Origin of the sequence: Candidatus Sulfotelmatobacter sp. (assembly GCA_035504415.1) — a bacterium.
Classification (GTDB): Bacteria; Vulcanimicrobiota; Vulcanimicrobiia; order Vulcanimicrobiales; family Vulcanimicrobiaceae; genus Vulcanimicrobium.
In genome coordinates this window covers 101,200-118,119 of sequence record DATJRY010000017.1, presented here as the reverse complement: position 1 = coordinate 118,119, position 16,920 = coordinate 101,200, and the positions used below count along the sequence as shown (strand labels likewise).

The 16,920-nt window shown below is 70.0% G+C and carries 16 protein-coding genes; 7 read left to right on the top strand and 9 right to left on the bottom strand.

Translation table 11 applies throughout. From position 1 onward, the window contains the following. Nucleotides 1-111: 111 nt before the first annotated feature. A complete protein-coding gene (locus VMD91_14210; GenBank protein HTW85219.1) occupies nucleotides 112-681 on the bottom strand; it encodes a PilZ domain-containing protein in 570 nt (189 codons plus the stop codon). Between VMD91_14210 and VMD91_14205 the strand changes: the two genes are divergently transcribed. From VMD91_14205 to VMD91_14175, 7 genes are all read left to right on the top strand, one after another. Beyond that, the gene (locus VMD91_14205) at nucleotides 682-2,088 is read left to right on the top strand and encodes an FAD-linked oxidase C-terminal domain-containing protein (GenBank protein HTW85218.1); all 1,407 of its coding nucleotides are present in this window, start codon (nucleotides 682-684) and stop codon (nucleotides 2,086-2,088) included. It abuts the gene before it with no gap. Beyond that, nucleotides 2,085-3,350, top strand: coding sequence for an FAD-binding oxidoreductase (locus VMD91_14200; protein ID HTW85217.1), 1,266 nt, complete (start codon nucleotides 2,085-2,087; stop codon nucleotides 3,348-3,350). The genes VMD91_14205 and VMD91_14200 overlap by 4 nt, the downstream gene beginning before the upstream one ends. Beyond that, entirely contained in the window at nucleotides 3,340-4,452 is a 1,113-nt protein-coding gene (locus VMD91_14195) for a DUF2600 family protein (protein HTW85216.1), read from the top strand. The genes VMD91_14200 and VMD91_14195 overlap by 11 nt, the downstream gene beginning before the upstream one ends. A gap of 108 nt (nucleotides 4,453-4,560) precedes the next feature. Next, the gene (locus VMD91_14190) at nucleotides 4,561-4,998 is read left to right on the top strand and encodes a hypothetical protein (protein HTW85215.1); all 438 of its coding nucleotides are present in this window, start codon (nucleotides 4,561-4,563) and stop codon (nucleotides 4,996-4,998) included. 200 nt (nucleotides 4,999-5,198) lie between these two features. After that, entirely contained in the window at nucleotides 5,199-7,058 is a 1,860-nt protein-coding gene (locus tag VMD91_14185) for a M28 family peptidase (GenBank protein HTW85214.1), read from the top strand. Between the two features lie 34 nt (nucleotides 7,059-7,092). Then, entirely contained in the window at nucleotides 7,093-7,950 is an 858-nt protein-coding gene (locus VMD91_14180) for a TIGR01777 family oxidoreductase (protein ID HTW85213.1), read from the top strand. A 25-nt stretch (nucleotides 7,951-7,975) separates the two neighbouring features. Continuing rightward, nucleotides 7,976-9,655 carry a long-chain fatty acid--CoA ligase gene (locus VMD91_14175; protein HTW85212.1) on the top strand — a complete coding sequence of 560 codons (1,680 nt, stop codon included), beginning with the start codon at nucleotides 7,976-7,978 and terminating at the stop codon, nucleotides 9,653-9,655. Here the strand turns inward: VMD91_14175 and VMD91_14170 are convergent. From VMD91_14170 to VMD91_14135, 8 genes are all read right to left on the bottom strand, one after another. Then, entirely contained in the window at nucleotides 9,652-9,882 is a 231-nt protein-coding gene (locus tag VMD91_14170; protein ID HTW85211.1) for a hypothetical protein, read from the bottom strand. The genes VMD91_14175 and VMD91_14170 overlap by 4 nt on opposite strands. A gap of 8 nt (nucleotides 9,883-9,890) precedes the next feature. Then, nucleotides 9,891-10,496, bottom strand: coding sequence for a hypothetical protein (locus VMD91_14165; GenBank protein ID HTW85210.1), 606 nt, complete (start codon nucleotides 10,494-10,496; stop codon nucleotides 9,891-9,893). A gap of 8 nt (nucleotides 10,497-10,504) precedes the next feature. Then, on the bottom strand, nucleotides 10,505-10,759 hold the full coding sequence (locus VMD91_14160) for a zinc ribbon domain-containing protein (protein HTW85209.1): 255 nt from the start codon (nucleotides 10,757-10,759) through the stop codon (nucleotides 10,505-10,507). Next, nucleotides 10,749-11,201 carry a MarR family winged helix-turn-helix transcriptional regulator gene (locus VMD91_14155; protein HTW85208.1) on the bottom strand — a complete coding sequence of 151 codons (453 nt, stop codon included), beginning with the start codon at nucleotides 11,199-11,201 and terminating at the stop codon, nucleotides 10,749-10,751. The genes VMD91_14160 and VMD91_14155 overlap by 11 nt, the downstream gene beginning before the upstream one ends. A gap of 115 nt (nucleotides 11,202-11,316) precedes the next feature. Beyond that, the gene (locus VMD91_14150; protein ID HTW85207.1) at nucleotides 11,317-12,504 is read right to left on the bottom strand and encodes an acetyl-CoA C-acyltransferase; all 1,188 of its coding nucleotides are present in this window, start codon (nucleotides 12,502-12,504) and stop codon (nucleotides 11,317-11,319) included. Further along, nucleotides 12,497-14,632 (bottom strand): 3-hydroxyacyl-CoA dehydrogenase NAD-binding domain-containing protein, encoded by a 2,136-nt coding sequence (locus tag VMD91_14145; GenBank protein HTW85206.1) that lies wholly within the window; start codon nucleotides 14,630-14,632, stop codon nucleotides 12,497-12,499. The genes VMD91_14150 and VMD91_14145 overlap by 8 nt, the downstream gene beginning before the upstream one ends. 28 nt (nucleotides 14,633-14,660) lie before the next feature. After that, nucleotides 14,661-16,481, bottom strand: coding sequence for an acyl-CoA dehydrogenase C-terminal domain-containing protein (locus VMD91_14140; protein HTW85205.1), 1,821 nt, complete (start codon nucleotides 16,479-16,481; stop codon nucleotides 14,661-14,663). Beyond that, nucleotides 16,478-16,909: a PadR family transcriptional regulator gene (locus tag VMD91_14135; protein ID HTW85204.1), complete on the bottom strand. Its 432-nt coding sequence runs from the start codon at nucleotides 16,907-16,909 to the stop codon at nucleotides 16,478-16,480. Before VMD91_14135 ends, VMD91_14140 begins: the two co-directional genes overlap by 4 nt. Nucleotides 16,910-16,920: the final 11 nt, after the last annotated feature.

Sequence of the window (16,920 nt, the reverse complement as noted above, 5' to 3'; positions counted from 1 at the left end):
GTGCGCCGCAACGACCTCCGCGACCTGGAGCGGTGGATTCGCCTCCGACGGCGAGATCGTACCGCTCAGGGCGATCAGGGCGCAGAGCAGCGCCGCGGTCGCGTGCGTCGGCTACTCGCCGCGCATGAGGCGGCGTTCGCGCAGCAGGCGGATCTGCCAGACGTGGATGAAACGCTGCACCTCTTCGCGCGAGCGTTCGTCGATGTCGAGGAACTGCACCCCGTGGGCGAACTTGCGGCGCCGCACGTTGAGGAAGGCGATGACCACCTTGCCGTGCAGCGTCATCTCGCGAAACGGCTCGGGCGGCACCATGATCTTGCGTTTGGTCTTGCCGCGCGCGGTCGTCTCGACGATCTCTTTCTCGATCTGCACGCCCCGCACCAGCTCGTTGGGGAGCGTGAAGCGCAGGGTGATGACGGAGTCGCTGGGCAGGTCCTCGTCGTCGAGCAGCCGCAGGCCGCCCGCCGAGAGGTCGTTGGCGACCGCCGTGCGCACGCCGTCGCGACCGCCGACGGTGTAGAGCACGGGGAACTCGACGGAGGCGCGGAAGCTCTTGCGCTGCTGCTCCGTGATCGTCGCCCGCTGAAACGCCGCGTCACGCTTCGGCGACGCCTTCTTCCAGAAGAACACCGAGCGGGCGACTTCCAGGAAGTCCCGCCGCGCCCTCCGTAGCCACGTCACGTGTCCCCCTTCGCCTCGCGGCTCCTCGCCGCGCTCGGCCCGGACGTGGTCCGTACCGAGCCTGAGGACCTGCGGGTCTTCGGCTTCGACGCCTTCACCGAGAACACGCTCCCGGAGGTCGCCCTGGTCCCGCGTGACGCGCGCGAAGTGGCGATCGCCGTTCGGATCGCGGCCGAGTGTGGGGCACCGATCGTCCCGCGCGGCGCGGGGACCGGGCTGTGCGGTGGGGCGGTCCCCGCGCGCGGCGGCCTGGTCATCTCGTTCGTGCGGATGAACCGCATCCTCGAGCTCGACGTGCGCAACCGCCGCGCTCGCGTCCAGCCCGGGCTGATCAACCTCGAGCTCTCGAAGGCGATCGCCGGCCACGGCGTCTTCTATGCGCCCGATCCGTCGAGCCAGAAGATCTCGACGATCGGCGGCAACGTCGGCACCAACGCGGGCGGCCCGCACTGCCTGAGCTACGGGACGACCACCAACCACGTGCTCGGGATCACCTACGTCGATGCCGACGGCGAGCTGCGCCGCACCTCGGTCGACGACCCGGGCTACGACTTGACCGGCGTGCTGGTCGGTTCCGAGGGAACGCTGGGCGTGGTGACCGAGGTCGAAGTGCGGTTGCTGCGCCTGCCCGAAGCGGTGCGCGTCTGCGTCGCCGCGTTCGCCGACGTCGAGTCGGCCTCGCAGGCGGTCTCGGCGATCATCGGCGCCGGCATCGTTCCAACCGCGCTCGAGATCATGGATGCACTGATCACGCAGGCCGTCGAGGCGCACTATCACGCCGGCTATCCCGAGGGCGCCGGCGCGGTGCTGCTGGTCGAGATCGCGGGCGCACCCGACGACGTCGCCGCCGGTGAGACGGCGATCTCGGCGATCGCGCGCGCGCACGGCGCGCTCTCGTGGCGCGCGGCGCGCGATCTGGCCGAACGCGAGGCCCTGTGGGCGGCGCGCAAGGGCGCGGCCGGCGCGATCGGCCGCATCGCGCCGAACTACTACATCCAGGACGCGTGCGTCCCGCGCACGCGCTTGCCGCAGGTGATGCACGCGATCGACGAGATCTCGCGCGCGTACCGGCTGCCCGTCGGCAACGTCTTTCACGCCGGTGACGGCAACCTGCACCCGCTGTTGATGTTCGACCGCCGCATCCCGCGCGACATCGAGGCGGTGCATGAAGCGGGGATCGAGATCTTGCGCACCTGCATCGAGATGGGCGGCACGATCAGCGGCGAGCACGGGATCGGTTTCGAGAAGCGCGAGACGTTGGGGCTGGTGTTCTCGCCGGACGATCTGGCGGCGATGGGCCGCGTGCGCGACGTGTTCGATCCGCGCCGCGCCTTCAACCCGGACAAGATCTTCCCGACCGGCGCGGTCTGCGGCGAGGTCACCGCGGCGGCGGTGGTGAGCGCGTGATCGCGAAGGGCGCGCGAGCGCGGCGCGGCGCGGGTACACTGGGCGAGCAGGAGCCGGCGCGCACGATCGAGCCGGCCGACGCCGCCGAGACGGCGGCGGCACTGCACGGCGCGGCCAGCGCCGGCGAAGCGGTCGTCATCGAAGGCGGCGGCACGTTGCTGGCCAGCGCGAACCCGCCGGCCCGCTTCGACGTCGCGCTGCGCACGCGCCGGCTGGATGCCGTCCACGCCTACGATCCGCACGATCTCACCGCCGGCGTTGGCGCGGGAATGACGCTCGCGGCGCTGGCGCGGCTGCTCGGCGAGCACGACCAATTCGTCCCGTTCGACGCGCCGCTGACCGCGCGCGCGACCGTCGGCGGCACCGTGGCGGCCGGCTGGGCCGGGCCGCGCCGCGCGACCTACGGCCGCCCGCGCGATCTGGTGATCGGCTCGACGATCGCGCTGGTCGACGGAACCTGCGCCAGCAGCGGCGGGATGGTCGTCAAGAACGTCACCGGCTACGATTTGGGCAAGCTCTACGTCGGCTCCCAGGGCACGCTGGGCGCGCTGGTGCGGATCAACCTCAAAGTGCTGACCGCGCCGGCGGCGCGGCGTTTGGCGCTGGCGCCGTTCGAGCCCGACGGGCGCGAACGCGTCGTCGCGCACGCGCAGACGCGCGCGATCGAGCCGGTCGCGCTGCTCACGCTCGACCCCGGGTTCGCGCCGCGCCATCTCGCCGACGGCGAAGGACGCCCGTTGCTCGTCGCGCTGTTCGAAGGCTCGGAAGCGTTGGTCGACCGCGCGCTGCGCGACTACCGCTCCGCACTGGGTGCCGCCGGCGTCGCCGAGACGCGCGTGCTCGACGACCGTATCGCGGCCGAGGCGTTCCAGACGATCGTCGACGGCTACGTCGCGGCGCGCGAACGCAGCGTCACCTTCGTCGCGCGCGGCCTGCCGGCCGACGCGAGCTTGCGCGCCGAACGGGCCCGCAGCTGCGCCCCCGACGGGTTCGCGCTCGAGACGCTGGCGGATCTGGCGACCGGCGACGTCGTCGCGCGCCTGACCTGGCGCGCGGCGCACGACGGCGAGCTGCCCGAGGTCGTCGCGCTGTTGCGCGCCGCGCTCGGGCGCGCGCATCGGATCGCCGGCGACCCGCACGCCTGGGCCGCCGTCGATGCGTGGGGCGAGACGCCGGCGGCGCTGGCCACCATGCACGCGATCAAAGCGCGCTTCGATCCGCACGACACGCTGGCGCCGGGACGGTTTCTCGGTGGACGCTGAGCCGCCGCGGCTCGGGCGCGTCCCCGACGCGCTCTGGCACGACGTGCGGCGCACCCTGACGGTCGTGTTCCGCCGGCGCTCGCGTTTGGTGCGGCTGCTCGCGCTCGGTCCGCGCGGATGGTTCGCGACCGCGCGTTTCTTGACCGTCGTCATCCCGCGCGCCGGGCGCGAGCTGGCGCGCATCCGCCTGCGCGCCGCGGCGATCCCCGATCCGGTGCTGCGCGAACAGGCGCTGGCGTCGATCGACCTCAAGGCCTACCACGTGCACGGCGGCGCGATCTTGGCGACGTTCTTGCGCGGGGCCGTCGCGCGCCGCTACGTCGCGCTGGTCGCCGCGCTCGAGACGATCTACGACTACCTGGACAACCTGTGCGACCGGGTGCCGGACGTCTCCGCCGAGGCGTTCGCGGCGCTGCACGGCGCGCTGCTCGACGCGCTCGACGACCGTCGCCCGTTGGGCGACTGGTACCGCGCCGGCCCGGCCGGCGACGACGGCGGCTATTTGCTCGCACTGGTCGAGACGGCGCGCGCCGAGCTGCGCGCGCTGCCGAGCTACGCGGCCGTGCGCGAACGGCTGGCCGAGGTGGGCGCCTACTACGCCGAGCTGCAGGTGCTCAAGCACGGGCCGAGCGGGACGCGCGAGGACGCCTGCGACGCGTGGTACGGGCGCAACCGCGAGCGCTTCCCGGATTTGGCATGGTGGGAGTTCGCCGCGGCCTGCGGTTCCTCGCTGCCGGTCTTCGCGCTGATCGAGCTGGCCACGCGCCCGCGGCTCGATCCGGCCGAGATCGACGCGACGCTGCGCGCGTACTTCCCCGGCGTCTCGGCGCTGCACATCCTGCTCGACTACTTCATCGACCAGGCCGAAGACCGCGAGCACGGCGAGCTGAACTTCGTCGCCTGCTATCCGTCCAGCGCGGACGCCGTCACCGCGCTGGGCGCGCTCGTGCGCCTGGCGCTGGTCCGGGTACGGACCCTGGCCGGCGCCGCCCGGCACCGCTTCCTCGTGCAAGCGATGTGCGTCTTCTACCTGACCCACCCCAAGGTGTTCGAGCAGCAGCTCGACCGCGAGAGCGACGTGCTGCTCGGCGCTCTGTCCTGAAGCGCACCAACCAACGCGAAGCGCTCGCTTCCATGAAGGCCGGATGAGAAGATGCTCAACCTACGCTGAGAGCGGCACCCTCGCGGCGGTGGTACCATTGTATGTATCATGAACAACATCGCGCGAGCGCTGCTCGCCGGCCTCGTCGCGAGCGCGGCACTCGCGCTCCCGCTGGCGGCCGGCGCACAGGCTCCCTCCTATGCCGAGCAGCCGTCGTACGCTTCCCACGATGAGCAGATTCAGGGTCGCGTCGTCAGCTTCGACGGCGGCTACAACCTGCAGGTCCACGACAAGCGCGGCTTCATCGACAACGTGCGCCTGCACCAAGGCACGGTCATCAACCCGACCGGGTTGACGCTGCGTCCCGGCATGGCCGTGACGATCATCGGCACCTCGGGCGGCAACGTGTTCAACGCCAACGTCATCGACACGCCGTACACCTACGCGTACGCCTACGGTCCGTACCCGTACCCGTATTACTACCCGCCGGTCGCCATCGGCATCGGGTTCGGGTGGGGCGGCGGCTGGGGCCGCCACTGGCGCTGACCCTCGGCTGACAGTGCGCGCGGTCGCATCGCTCCGCTGAGCGGGCGCCGTGCGCAGGTCGCCAACCCGGGCGCGTGCAAGCGGGTCATGTGCCGTCCCCGCGCGCCCTAGGCCTTTTCCTAGCGGCCGTTTTCCTCGTCGGTGCCGCTCCGGTCCCCGCCATCCGCGGGTTCGACCCGGTCGCGCTCGCCCACGAGCGCATGGACGAAGCACTCTTCCTCGACGTGCCGAGCGCGCAGGGCGCGCAAGACGCCGCCGAGGCGCTGGGGCTGCACCCGCACTACGCCGGCACCAAGAACGATCACGCGTACGCGGTCCTGACGCGCGACCTGCTGCAATCGTACGGTTTCGACGCGCACCTCGAAGCGTTCACCGCGCACGTCGACACGCCGCGTTCGCTGGTGCTCGAGATGTACGCGGATGCGCGGCTGTACCGCCCGCGCGAGACGGTGTTCATCGGACCGCGGGGGACGCCGCCGACCGACTTCGCGCTGCGTGAGGTCGGCACGCCGGCCGATCCGGCGACGCTCGATCCGGCCGCCGGCCTGCCGTTCAACGCCGGTTCGGCCAACGGCGACGTCACCGGACCCCTGGTCTACGCCGGTCGCGGCTTGCCGGCCGATTTCGCCGTGCTGCGCGCGGCGGGCGTCGACGTGCACGGTGCGGTGGCGCTGATCCGCTACGGCGCCGCGTTCCGCGGCCAGCTGGTGCAGAACGCGCAAGCGGCGGGCGCGAGCGCGGTCGTCCTCTACGACGATCCCGCCGACGACGGTGCCGGACGCGGCGCGACCTATCCCGACGGACCGTGGCGCCCGTCGGCGTCGGTGCAGCGCGGTTCGCTCGGCGCCGGGATTCGCATTCCGGTCTTGCCGGTCAGCGCCGACGCCGCGCGGACGCTGCTGCGCGGCCTGCACGGGCCGGCCGGGCCGGCGGGCTGGGGCGGCGCGCTCGACGCACCGTACCCGCTCGCGAAGGGTCCGGCCTACGTGCGCGTCGCGGTCACGCTCAATCACGAGACGCGCACGCTGTGGAACACGATCGGCGTGCTGCACGGGACGCGCCCGGGCGAAGAAGTCGTGCTCGGCGCGCACCGTGACGCGTGGGTCGCGGGCGTCGGCGACAACGGCGCCGGCACGACCTCGCTGCTCGAGACCGCGCGCGGCTTGGGCTATCTCGCCAAGAGCGGTCTTCGTCCGGTCCGCACGATCGTGATCGCGCTCTGGGACGGCGAAGAGGTCGGGCTGCTCGGCTCGGCCGCCTACGTGCGCGCGCACGAGACGGAGCTGCGCAACGGCTGCGTGGCGTACCTGAACGCCGACGAAGACGTCACCGGGCCCGCCTTCGCCGCCACCGCCGTGGGCGCGCTCGGCCCGACGCTGATCGAGACGACGCGCGCCGTGCACGACCCGGCGCGCGAGCGCGCCAGCGTCGCCGATCGCTGGAGCCTGCAGCGCACCGGAATGCGCGTCGGCACGCCGGGCGGCGGCAGCGATCACGAATCGTTCCTCTATCGCTTCGGCACCCCGGTTGCCGAGCTGGGCTTCTACGGCCCCTTCGGCCCATATCACTCGAGCTACGATACCGCGCTGTACGCGGAGCACCAGAGCGATCCGTACTTCGTGCTGCACCGCGCCAACGCGCAGCTGTACGGCCTGATGGCGATGCGGCTGGCGAACGCCGACGTCGTGCCGTACGCGTTCGGCGGTTATCTCGCCGGCTTGCGCGCCGGCGTCGACGTGCTCGAAGCGCGCGCGCAGGCCGACGGCCGCACGATCGACCTCGCGCCGTTGCGCAAGAGCATCGACGCGTTCGGTCGCGCGGCGCGGCGGGCGGACGGCGCCATCGCGCTGGGCGGCGGCCCGGGCGACGAGCGCACGCTCGAAGCCGCGCAGATCGTCGACAGCGTCGCCTACGGCGTCTCGGGCTACGCCTCGGTCGCCTATCCGGCCATCGCCGACGCGTACGCCGGCGGCTCCGCGCAAGCGCTCGACGAGGCCGTCGCCGCCACCGTCGCGGCGCTCGACCACGCGCGCGACGACCTGCGGCTCACGCAACCGTAGCAACTCTCGCCGTCGGCCCGGCGTCGTGAGCGTGGTGAAGGTCACGCTTTTGGGCGGCTCCGGGTTCATCGGCCGTCACTTGACGGCCGCGCTGCAGGCGCGCGGCGATCAGGTCGGCGCCGTCTCGCTGCGGGATCCCGACGCGGCGGCGGCCGCCAGCGCCGGCAGCGACGCCGTCGTGAATCTCGCCGGGGCATCCGTGTCGCAGCGCTGGACGGCGGCGCACAAGCGCGAGATCGCGCGTTCGCGGGTCGACCTTCCGGCCGCGTATCTGGCCGCGCTCTCGCGCGCCCGTACGCGGCCGCGCACGTACGTGAGCGCGTCGGCGATCGGGTACTACGGGACCAGCCGCGATGCGACGTTCACCGAGATGAGCCCGCCCGGCGAGGACTTCCTGGCGCGCGTCTGCGTCGACTGGGAAGCGACCGCGCAGAGCGCGGCCGGGCTCGGCATGCGGGTGGCCTTGGTCCGCACCGGGCTCGTGCTGGGCACCGATGGCGGCGCGCTGGCCCCGCTGCTGCCCGTCTTCCGCGCCGGACTGGGCGGCGTGGTGGCGAGCGGCGAGCAGTGGTACTCGTGGATTCACGTCGACGACTTGGTCGGCATCTATCTGCTCGCGCTCGACGCCGCGACCGGTCCGCTCAACGCCACCGCGCCGGTGCCCGTCACCAACCGCGAGTTCACCCACACGCTGGGCCGCGTGCTGCACCGGCCCACCCTGCTGCCCGTCCCGGCCTTTGCGCTGCAGGCACTGCTCGGCGAGGGCGCCACGATCGTGACCGAGGGCCAGCGCGTCCTGCCCGAGCGGCCGAGAGCCGCCGGCTACGTCTTCCGCCATCCCGCGCTCGAGGGCGCCCTGCGCGCCCTGGTCCAGCCGGCGCCGCGCGCCTGAGGCGCACGCGAAGGAAATTTCCGGGGTGACCGGACAACCGAGCGGGATGGCGACGCTCTCCGCACCGGTTCTCACGTCGACGCTCGGGTCGACGATGTCCGATCAGCCGCTCTGCGTGCGCGCGATCTTCGAGCACGCGATGCGCAATCACCCGCGCAAGGAGATCATCACGCGCGAGGGCGGCGACGTGCTGCACTTCACCTACGCCGAGTTCGGCCGCCGGGTCGCGAAGCTCGCCAACGCGCTGCGCACGCTCGGCGTCGGGCCGGGTGACCGGGTCGCGTCGTTCGCCTGGAACGGACACCGGCACCTGGAGCTGTACTATGCGGTGCCGATGATCGGTGCCGTCCTGCACACGGTCAACATCCGGCTTTTCCCCGACCAGATCGCCTTCGTGCTCGACCACGCCGAGGACCGCGTCGTCTTCTTCGACGGCTCGCTCTCGAAGGCGCTGCGCGCCGGTCACGACTACCGGCCCGACGCGAGCCGCACGTTCGTGCAGATGGGCGCCTGCGCCGAGCCGTTCCCGGGCGCGCTCGACTACGAAACGCTGCTGGCCGCCGAACCGGACACGTACGCCTGGCCCGACCTCGACGAGCGCGCGGCCGCGATGCTGTGCTACACGTCGGCCACCACCGGCGATCCGAAAGGCGTGCTGTTCTCGCACCGTTCGACGTACCTGCACGCGATGGCGGTCGGGCTGGCCGACGCGATGGCGATCCGCGAACGCGACCGGCTGTTGCCGATCGTGCCGATGTTCCACGTCAACGCCTGGGGAACGCCGTTCGTCGCGCTGCTGGTCGGCGCCGACTTCATCATGCCGATGGAACGGCTGGACCCGGCCGGCGTGATCGAGCTGTGCGAGCGCGAGCGGGTGACGATCTCGGCCGGCGTGCCGACGGTCTGGATGGCCGTCCGCGACGTGCTCACCGCGCAGAACAAGCGGCTGCCCGATCTCGAGCGGGTCATCATCGGCGGCTCCGCGATGCCCAAGTCGCTGATGGACGATCTCGAGCAGCTCGGCATCGCGGCCACCCATGCGTGGGGCATGACCGAGATGTCGCCGATCGGGACGATGGCGTCGGACTACTCGCTGCTCGACGGCGATCCGGCGCGCCAGCACGCCGAGCGCTACAAACAGGGCCGCTTCAACCCGATCGTGCAGTGGCGCGTCGTCGACGAGCACGGCCAGGACGTCGCGCAGGACGGCGTCGCGCGCGGCGAGCTGTGGGTGCGCGGCTTCGCGGTCACGCGTTCGTACTATCACAACGAGGCCGGCACCAAAGCGGCGTTCGAGCCCGACGGCTGGTTCCACACCGGCGACGTCGTCACCGTCGACGAGTACGGCTACATCGAGATCGTCGACCGCGTCAAGGACTTCATCAAGTCGGGCGGCGAGTGGATCTCGTCGGTCGAGGTCGAGAACACGATCATGGGCCATCCCGCCATCAAGGAAGCCGCCGTGTTCGGCATCGCGCACCCCAAGTGGCAAGAGCGCCCGGTCGCGGCCGTCGTCGTGCGCGAAGGCCAGCAGCTCGACGAGGAGACGTTGCGCGCGTGGATGCTCGAACGCCTCGCCAAGTGGCAGACGCCCGATCGCGTCGTGTTCCTCGACGTCATCCCGCGCACCGGCGTCGGCAAGTTCCTCAAGCGCGAGCTGCGCTCGCGCTACGAGGGCCTGTTCTCCGAGGGCGAAGCGGGCTAGGGCTGCGAGCCGCCCGCGATCCAGTTCTGAACGATCGCGACTTTCTCGGGCGGCCACGCGCCGTCGCACGGCATGGTACCGCCCTTGACCGCGCCCAGGATCGCGTCCTGGTGCGTCTTGACGTCGCTGTAGCTCCAGAGATCGAAGGCTTTGAGCATCGAGTCGCGATCCTTCTGACGAAACAGCGGCTTGACGTCGGCGTCAAAGCTCGGGGCGTTCGTTGCCATAGCTCCTCCTAGCCTTTGCGGCGCGTGAACTGCAGGGCAGTCAGGCGCGCCGACACGGCTGCGACTTTCCGGTCGATCAGACCTTCACCGCGCAGCATCGCTCGAACGGCGGTCTCTCCGAGCGGCGCGTTCTTGCCCTTCACGTAGACGACCCATAGGGCCACGCCGGCGGCGAGTGCGGGGCCGGCCTTGCCGAGCGCGGTGCGTAGGGCGCCCGCATCGTCGGTGCGCACGATCAGCATCTCGGCAGCCGACGCTCGCGCAGCGCGGGGCACCCCGTCGAGCGCGCTCGCCAGCTCGTCGTCGTCGATGTCTCCGCTGACCCACACGCGCGTCGTCGGTCCGACGCTGAGCTTCTTCGCAAGCGAGGGCGGCGCGGCGACGAGCGCCGCCGCCCAGCGCGGTGCGAGGGTCGCGCCGAGATCGAGCACGATCTCCTCGCCTGCCGTGGAGCAGCGCACCGTCCCGTTCTCGGCGCGAACGCCGACGAGCGTAGCCAACGGCGCACGAACGCGAAACGCGCCGCGCGCGATCAGGTCCGGCGGTTCGATCTGAACCGTCACCTCGCCGGCGTGCTCTCCCCAGCGCGCATAGCAGCGCGCTTCACGCCCCATCGTGCGCGCTACGCTTCGGCCAGTGCCGGATGGTCTTTCCAGAGCGGCATCGTGCGCATGTAGGCCTTCGTCTTCGCTTCCGCCGCCGGTCGATCGAGACCGTCCTGCCGCAGCGCCCACTGCACCATGCGCTCGAACCGCTCGGCGAAGTCTTGCAGCGTGCCGTCCGGCTTGCTGCAGTATTTGCAATGGCGGCTATGCGGGTCGCCCGGGGCGTGATCCTCAGCGTCGTTCATCGCGTAGCCGCAGCTCTCACAGTGCATCGTCGTTCTCCTCACCGGCGCGCACGAGCGCGCGCATCCCTCGGACGAGCGCTTCGCGATCGTCCGGCGTCATGCGCGCGAGCGCCGCGCGCAGCGAATCTTCCTCGAGGACGCTCGGCGCGCGCTTCGCGCGACGTTCGCCCTCGACGGTCAGCCCGACGAAGACGCGACGTGCATCGCGATCGTCGCGCATCCGTGCCACGTAGCCCTTCGCCTCGAGCCGGTCGACCAGTTCGGTCGCGGTCGACTTCTTCGTGCCCGACGCTTCCGCCAGCTCGCCGAGCGTCGACGGCCCGACCGACGCGAGATGCTGCATGATCCACAGCATGCGCGGCGTCAGATCGGATCCCGGCAGACGCTGCTTCGAGACGTGGAAGCGATGATAGACCGCGGGGTACAGACGCCCGACCTCCGCACTCACCTCGTCCAGATCGTTCGTCACGAACTACCTTAGCATGGCGCGCCCGGACCGGTCAAGCCGCACGCGGACGACTGACAAGAAAAAGAAGGCGTGCCGCCGGGCACGCCTTCCGCGCGAGGAGCGCGCTCGCGCTGACCTAGTTCAAGTTGACTTCGAATAGACCGGCGGCGCCCATGCCGCCGCCGATGCACATCGTCACGACGACGTACTTCGCGCTGCGGCGCTTGCCTTCGATCAGGGCGTGCATGACCATGCGGGCGCCCGAGACGCCGTACGGGTGGCCGATCGAGATCGCGCCGCCGTCGACGTTGAAGCGCTCGTTGGGGATGCCCAGCGTGTCGCGGCAGTAGACGGTCTGCACCGCGAACGCCTCGTTGAGCTCCCACAGGCCGATGTCGTCGATCTTGAGGTTGTGGCGGCGCAGCAGCTCCGGTACGGCGAAGACCGGACCGATGCCCATCTCGCCGGGCTCGCAGCCCGCCACGACCATGCCGCGGTAGAAGCCCAGCGGGTTGATGCCCCGCGTACGCGCTTCGTCGGCGTCCATGATGACGACGGCGGCCGCGCCGTCCGAGAGCTGAGAGCTGTTGCCCGCCGTGATCGAAGAGTTCTTGTCGATCACGCCCTTGAGCGAGGAGAGGCCCTCGAGTGTCGTATCGGGACGGTTCCCCTCGTCCTTGAGCAGCGTGACCTGCTCTTCGGAGAACGAGCCGTCTTCCTTGTGCTCGATCAGCTTCCAGCTCTGCAGCGGGACGATCTCCGCGTCGAAGCGACCCGCCTGTTGCGCCGCGGCGACGCGCTGCTGCGACTGCAGCGAGTACTCGTCCTGTCGCTCGCGCGAGATGTCGTACTTCTTGGCGACGAAGTCGGCGGTCTGCAGCATCGGCATGTAGATGTCGGGATCGTGCCGCAGGATCCACTCTTCGGTGAAGCCCTTGGTGTTGACGTCGTTCTGCACCATCGAGATCGACTCGACGCCGCCCGCGACGATCGTCTTCACGCCGTCGGCGACGACGCGGCCGGCGGCCGTCGAGATCGCCTGCAGCCCGGAGGCGCAGTAGCGGTTGATCGTGGTGCCGGGCACGCGCAGCGGCAGGCCCGCGCGCAGCGCGGCGACGCGGCCGATGTTGTGGCCGGTCGCGCCTTCCGGCAAGCCGGTGCCCAGGACGACGTCTTCGATCTCGTTCGGATCGACGCCGGCACGTTGCACCGCGTGCTCGATGGCGTGTCCCGCCATCGTCGCGCCGTGCGTTTGATTGAATGCGCCGCGGAAGGCCCGACCGATCGGGGTCCGCGCCGCTGAGACGATTGCCGCCTCAGGCATGAGTCAGCTCCTTGGTTGCGTTCGCGATGGTGCCGCCGCGCTTGGCGATGTCGACCAGCAGCGGCGCGGGGGTCCACTGGTCGCCGAACTGCGACCGGTAGCCTTCCATGATGTCGACGGCCTTCTGCACGCCGATCTCGTCGACGTACCACATCGGGCCGCCGTGGTGGGGCGGGAAGCCGTAGCCGTAGATGAAGACGATGTCTTCGTCGCCGGGCCGCAGCGCGATCTGCTTCTCGAGCAGGTCGGCGCCGACGTTCGCCAGCGCCAGCCACAGCCGGTTGATGATCTCCTCGTCGGAGATCTCGCGCGGCGTGACGCCCAGACGCTTGGCGTCCTCGGCGAACAGCTGCTCGATCTCCTCGGAGCGCTGCGGCTCGCGGTTGCCCTTGACGTAATCGTGGAAACCGCCGCCGGTCTTCTGGCCCCAGCGCTTGCGCTCGTACATGGTGTCGACGACGGAGGTCTTGGCGCCCAGCGAGTCGGGCCGCTCCTTCTGGATGTGGTAGAACACGTCCACGCCGGAGAGGTCGAACGTCGCGAACGGCCCCATGGCCATCCCCGCAGCCTTCATGACCGCATCGATGCGGGTCGGCGTTGCACCTTCGGTCGCCAGCGCCATCGCTTCGCGCGCGTAGTCGAAGAACATCCGGTTGCCGATGAACCCGAACGCGTTGCCCGAGATGACGGCGACCTTGCGCAGCGTCTTGCCGAGCGCGATCGCGGTCTGCAGGGTCTGCGCCGAGGTGTCCTTGCCGCGCACGATCTCGAGCAGCTTCATGATGTTGGCCGGCGCGAAGAAGTGCAAGCCGACGACCTTGTCGGGGCGCTTCGTCTGCGCGGCCATCTCGTCGATGTCGAGCGTCGAGGTGTTCGAGGCCAGAATCGCTTCCGGCTTGACGGTCGCGTCGAGCTTCTGGAAGATCTGCTTCTTGAGGTCCATCCGCTCGACGACCGCCTCGACGACGACGTCGACGTCTTTGATCTCGTCATAGTCCGACTCGAACGACACGAGCTGGCTCTGCTGCCAGGCCTGCTCCTGCGTCAGCCGGCCCTTCTTCACGTGGTACGAGAACGTCCCGAAGACCAGCTCGCGCGCCTTGGCGATCTGTTCCTCGCTGATGTCGACGACCGTCACCGGGATACCGACGCTGGCGAAGGTGATCGCGATCCCGGTGCCCATCGTCCCGGCGCCGATGACGGCGGCCTTCTTGATCGGCAGCGGCTCGGTCTTCGGCAGGCCCGGCACCTTGCCCAGCTCGCGCTCGGCGAAGAAGATGTGGCGCAGCGCGGCCGAGGGCTTCGAGGCCAGCAGCTCGTCGAACAGGCGATACTCGCGCGCGAGACCGCGCTCGAACGGCAGCTCGACCGCGGCCTGCACGGCGTCGATCAGCTTGTGGGCGGCCAAGCCGCCGTTGTCCTCGGGCGGCACCATCTTGTGCGCCTGCGCGACGACGAACGGCGTCGCGAACAAGCCCAGGTTCGGAATGCCCAGCCCGGCTTGCAGCGCCGAGAGACGACGCTTCGGCTTGCCGGCGTAGGCCTTGGCCGCGGCGACGACGTCGCCGTCGACGACGTCGTCGAGCATCTTCTTCTGCAGGGCGTCGGGCGCTTTGACGTTCTCGCCCTTGAGCATCATCTGCATCGCGTCTTGCGCGCCGACCAGGCGCGGCAGACGCTGCGTGCCGCCGGCCCCCGGCAGCAGGCCGAGCTTGATCTCCGGCAGGCCGACGCGCGACTTCGACGTCGCGACGCGGTAGTCGCACGTCAGCGCCAGCTCGAAGCCGCCGCCCAGCGCCTGACCGTCGATGGCCGCGACGTAGAGCTTCTTGCCGTGCTCGATGGCGGCCATGACGTCGCGCGCCGTCTTCGTCTCCGGGCCCGGACGCGCGTCGATGTTGTTGAGGTCGTTGACGTCCGCGCCGCCGGACAAGAAGCCGTTGGCGCCGGTGATGACGACCGTCGAGACGTTGGGGTCGTTCTCGGCTTCGTGGATCGCCGCGACCAGCTCCGCGCACAGCGCGAACGAAAGCGCGTTGACCGGCGGGCTGTCGAGGGTGATGACGCGGACGCCGTTGCCGGCGTCCTCGCCACGAACCTTCCACTGCGGTTGGGTGAGTTCGCTCATTGCCTTCTTCTACTTCGACTCGCTGTGTTTAGGCGGTAACCAGGGCGCGGCGCTCGACTTCGAACGCCTCCTCACCGACGGCCATGACGTCGCCCGACCCTTCGGTGATCTGCTTCTGGTACCAGGCCGCCTGGCTGAGGACGTGGTGCGCGTAGAACGTCGCGGTCTGGATCTTGGCGGTGTAGAACGGATCGCTCTCGCCCGCCGCCAGCTTCTGCGCCGCGATCTCCGCGCCGCGGAGGAGCTGCCAGCCGCCGGCGACGACGCCGAAGAACTTCATGAACGGGACCGACGCGGCGAAGGCCTTGTTGAGGTCGCCCATCGCGTTCATGCCGATCCACTGCGCGGTCTCGCCCAGCGCCTTCGTGGCATCGCCGAGCGGGCCGGCGAGCGCGGCGACGTCCTTGTTGGGCGACTCGGCCAGCTGCTTTGCGAACTTGCCGATCGTCTTGAGGACCTTGGTCGCGCTGGCGCCCATGTCGCGCACCAGCTTGCGGCCGACCAGGTCGAGCGCCTGGATACCGGTGGTGCCTTCGTAGATCGTCGTGATGCGCACGTCGCGGTACTGCTGCGCGATGCCCGTCTCTTCGATGTAGCCCATGCCGCCGAAGACTTGCAGCGCGGTCGACGCGACGTCTTGCGCGGTCTCCGTGCACCAGCCCTTGACGATCGGGATCATCAGCTCGACGAAGGCCTGATGCTCCTTGCGGGTCGCTTCGTCGGGCGACTTGTGCGCCAGGTCGAGCGAGGCTGCGGTGACGTACGAGAGGGCGCGCATCGCCTCGACGTTGGCCTTGCACCACAGCAGCATGCGCCGCACGTCGGGGTGCTTGATGATCGCGACCGGCTCGGGGCTGCGCGAGGCAGCGTCGCGGAACTGGATGCGCTCTTTGGCGTACTCGACGGCGTGCTGATAGGCACGGTCGGCGATCGCCAGACCCTGCACGCCCACGCTGAAGCGCGCGGCGTTCATCATCACGAACATGTACTCCAGGCCGCGGTTCGCCTCACCGACAAGGTAGCCGATCGCGCCTTGGCCCGCCTCGCCGTAGTTGAGCGTGCAGGTCGGGTTGGCGTTGATCCCCATCTTGTGCTCGATGCCGGCGCACTTGACGTCGTTGCGCTCGCCCAGCGAACCGTCGTCGCCGACCATCACCTTGGGGACGATGAACATCGAGATGCCCTTGGTGCCCAGCGGTGCGTCGGGCAGACGCGCGAGCACCAAGTGGATGATGTTCGGCGCCATGTCGTGCTCGCCGAACGTGATGAAAATCTTCTGGCCCTTGATGCGGTAGTGATCGCCCTCGGGAATCGCCTGGGTGCGGACCTGCGCGAGATCGGAGCCGGCCTGCGGCTCGGTCAGGCACATCGTTCCCGTCCACTCGCCGCTGACGAGCTTCGGAATGAACTTCTGCTTCTGCTCGTCGTTGCCGAACTGTTCGATCGCCTCGATCGCGCCCTGGTTGAGCAGCGGACCGTTGGCGAAGCCGACGTTAGCGGCGTTCCACATCTCGAGCGTCGGCCCGAGCATGAGCGAGGGCAGGCCCTGACCGCCGAATTCCGGCGAGACGGGCAACCCGATCCAACCCGCTTTGGCGAAGCTGGTGTACGCCTCTTTGAAGCCCTTGGGCGTCGTCACGACGCCGTCGTTCCAGCTGCAGCCCTCTTTGTCGCCGCTCTGGTTGATCGGGTCGAGAACCTCGGTCGCGAACGTCGACGCTTCGTCGAGGATCGCGTCGAGGACGTCGGTCGTGTCCTCGAAACCGGGGAGCTTCGCGATCGCCTCGGCGTCCGCGAGCTCGCGCAGGACGAACTGCATGTCGCGCAACGGCGCGCGGTAGGTGCTCATGACGTCTCTCCGTACAAGTCGCGGCGCACTTGCTGCAGGGCCGCGATCAGATTGGTCAGGTAGGGCTTGAAGTTGATCTTGATGCGATCGAGGCGTTCTTCGCCCGCCTCGGTGATCGAGTAGACCGTGGTGCCGCGCTTGGTGGTGGCGTCGAGCTCGCCGCGGATGAAGCCCCGCTCTTCGAGCCGCCGCAAGAGCGGGTAGACGGTGTTCGGGTTGACCGAGAAGATGCCGCTCAGGCCGGCGATCCGCTGCATGAGCCGGTAGCCGCTGTCGGGCTGGGCGTGCAGCATCGAGAGGACCAGAGCGGGAAACACCGTCTTGGTTTTGACCTCACCGGTGAAGATGCGGTCGCCCCACAGCGCCGGCAGGTCGCCGGGATCGTCCCCGGCGTCCTCGGAAACGGCTTGCGCCGCCCTTGACCGCATCGACATATATT

Excerpts from the sequence above, each read along its gene's own strand:
- VMD91_14165 (HTW85210.1), bottom strand. The coding sequence starts at position 10,496 with ATGGGGCGTGAAGCGCGCTGCTATGCGCGCTGGGGAGAGCACGCCGGC.
- VMD91_14145 (HTW85206.1), bottom strand. The coding sequence starts at position 14,632 with ATGAGCGAACTCACCCAACCGCAGTGGAAGGTTCGTGGCGAGGACGCC.
- VMD91_14170 (HTW85211.1), bottom strand. The coding sequence starts at position 9,882 with ATGGCAACGAACGCCCCGAGCTTTGACGCCGACGTCAAGCCGCTGTTT.
- VMD91_14135 (HTW85204.1), bottom strand. The coding sequence starts at position 16,909 with ATGCGGTCAAGGGCGGCGCAAGCCGTTTCCGAGGACGCCGGGGACGAT.
- VMD91_14160 (HTW85209.1), bottom strand. The coding sequence starts at position 10,759 with ATGCACTGTGAGAGCTGCGGCTACGCGATGAACGACGCTGAGGATCAC.
- VMD91_14190 (HTW85215.1), top strand. The coding sequence starts at position 4,561 with ATGAACAACATCGCGCGAGCGCTGCTCGCCGGCCTCGTCGCGAGCGCG.
- VMD91_14185 (HTW85214.1), top strand. The coding sequence starts at position 5,199 with ATGGACGAAGCACTCTTCCTCGACGTGCCGAGCGCGCAGGGCGCGCAA.
- VMD91_14140 (HTW85205.1), bottom strand. The coding sequence starts at position 16,481 with ATGAGCACCTACCGCGCGCCGTTGCGCGACATGCAGTTCGTCCTGCGC.
- VMD91_14150 (HTW85207.1), bottom strand. The coding sequence starts at position 12,504 with ATGCCTGAGGCGGCAATCGTCTCAGCGGCGCGGACCCCGATCGGTCGG.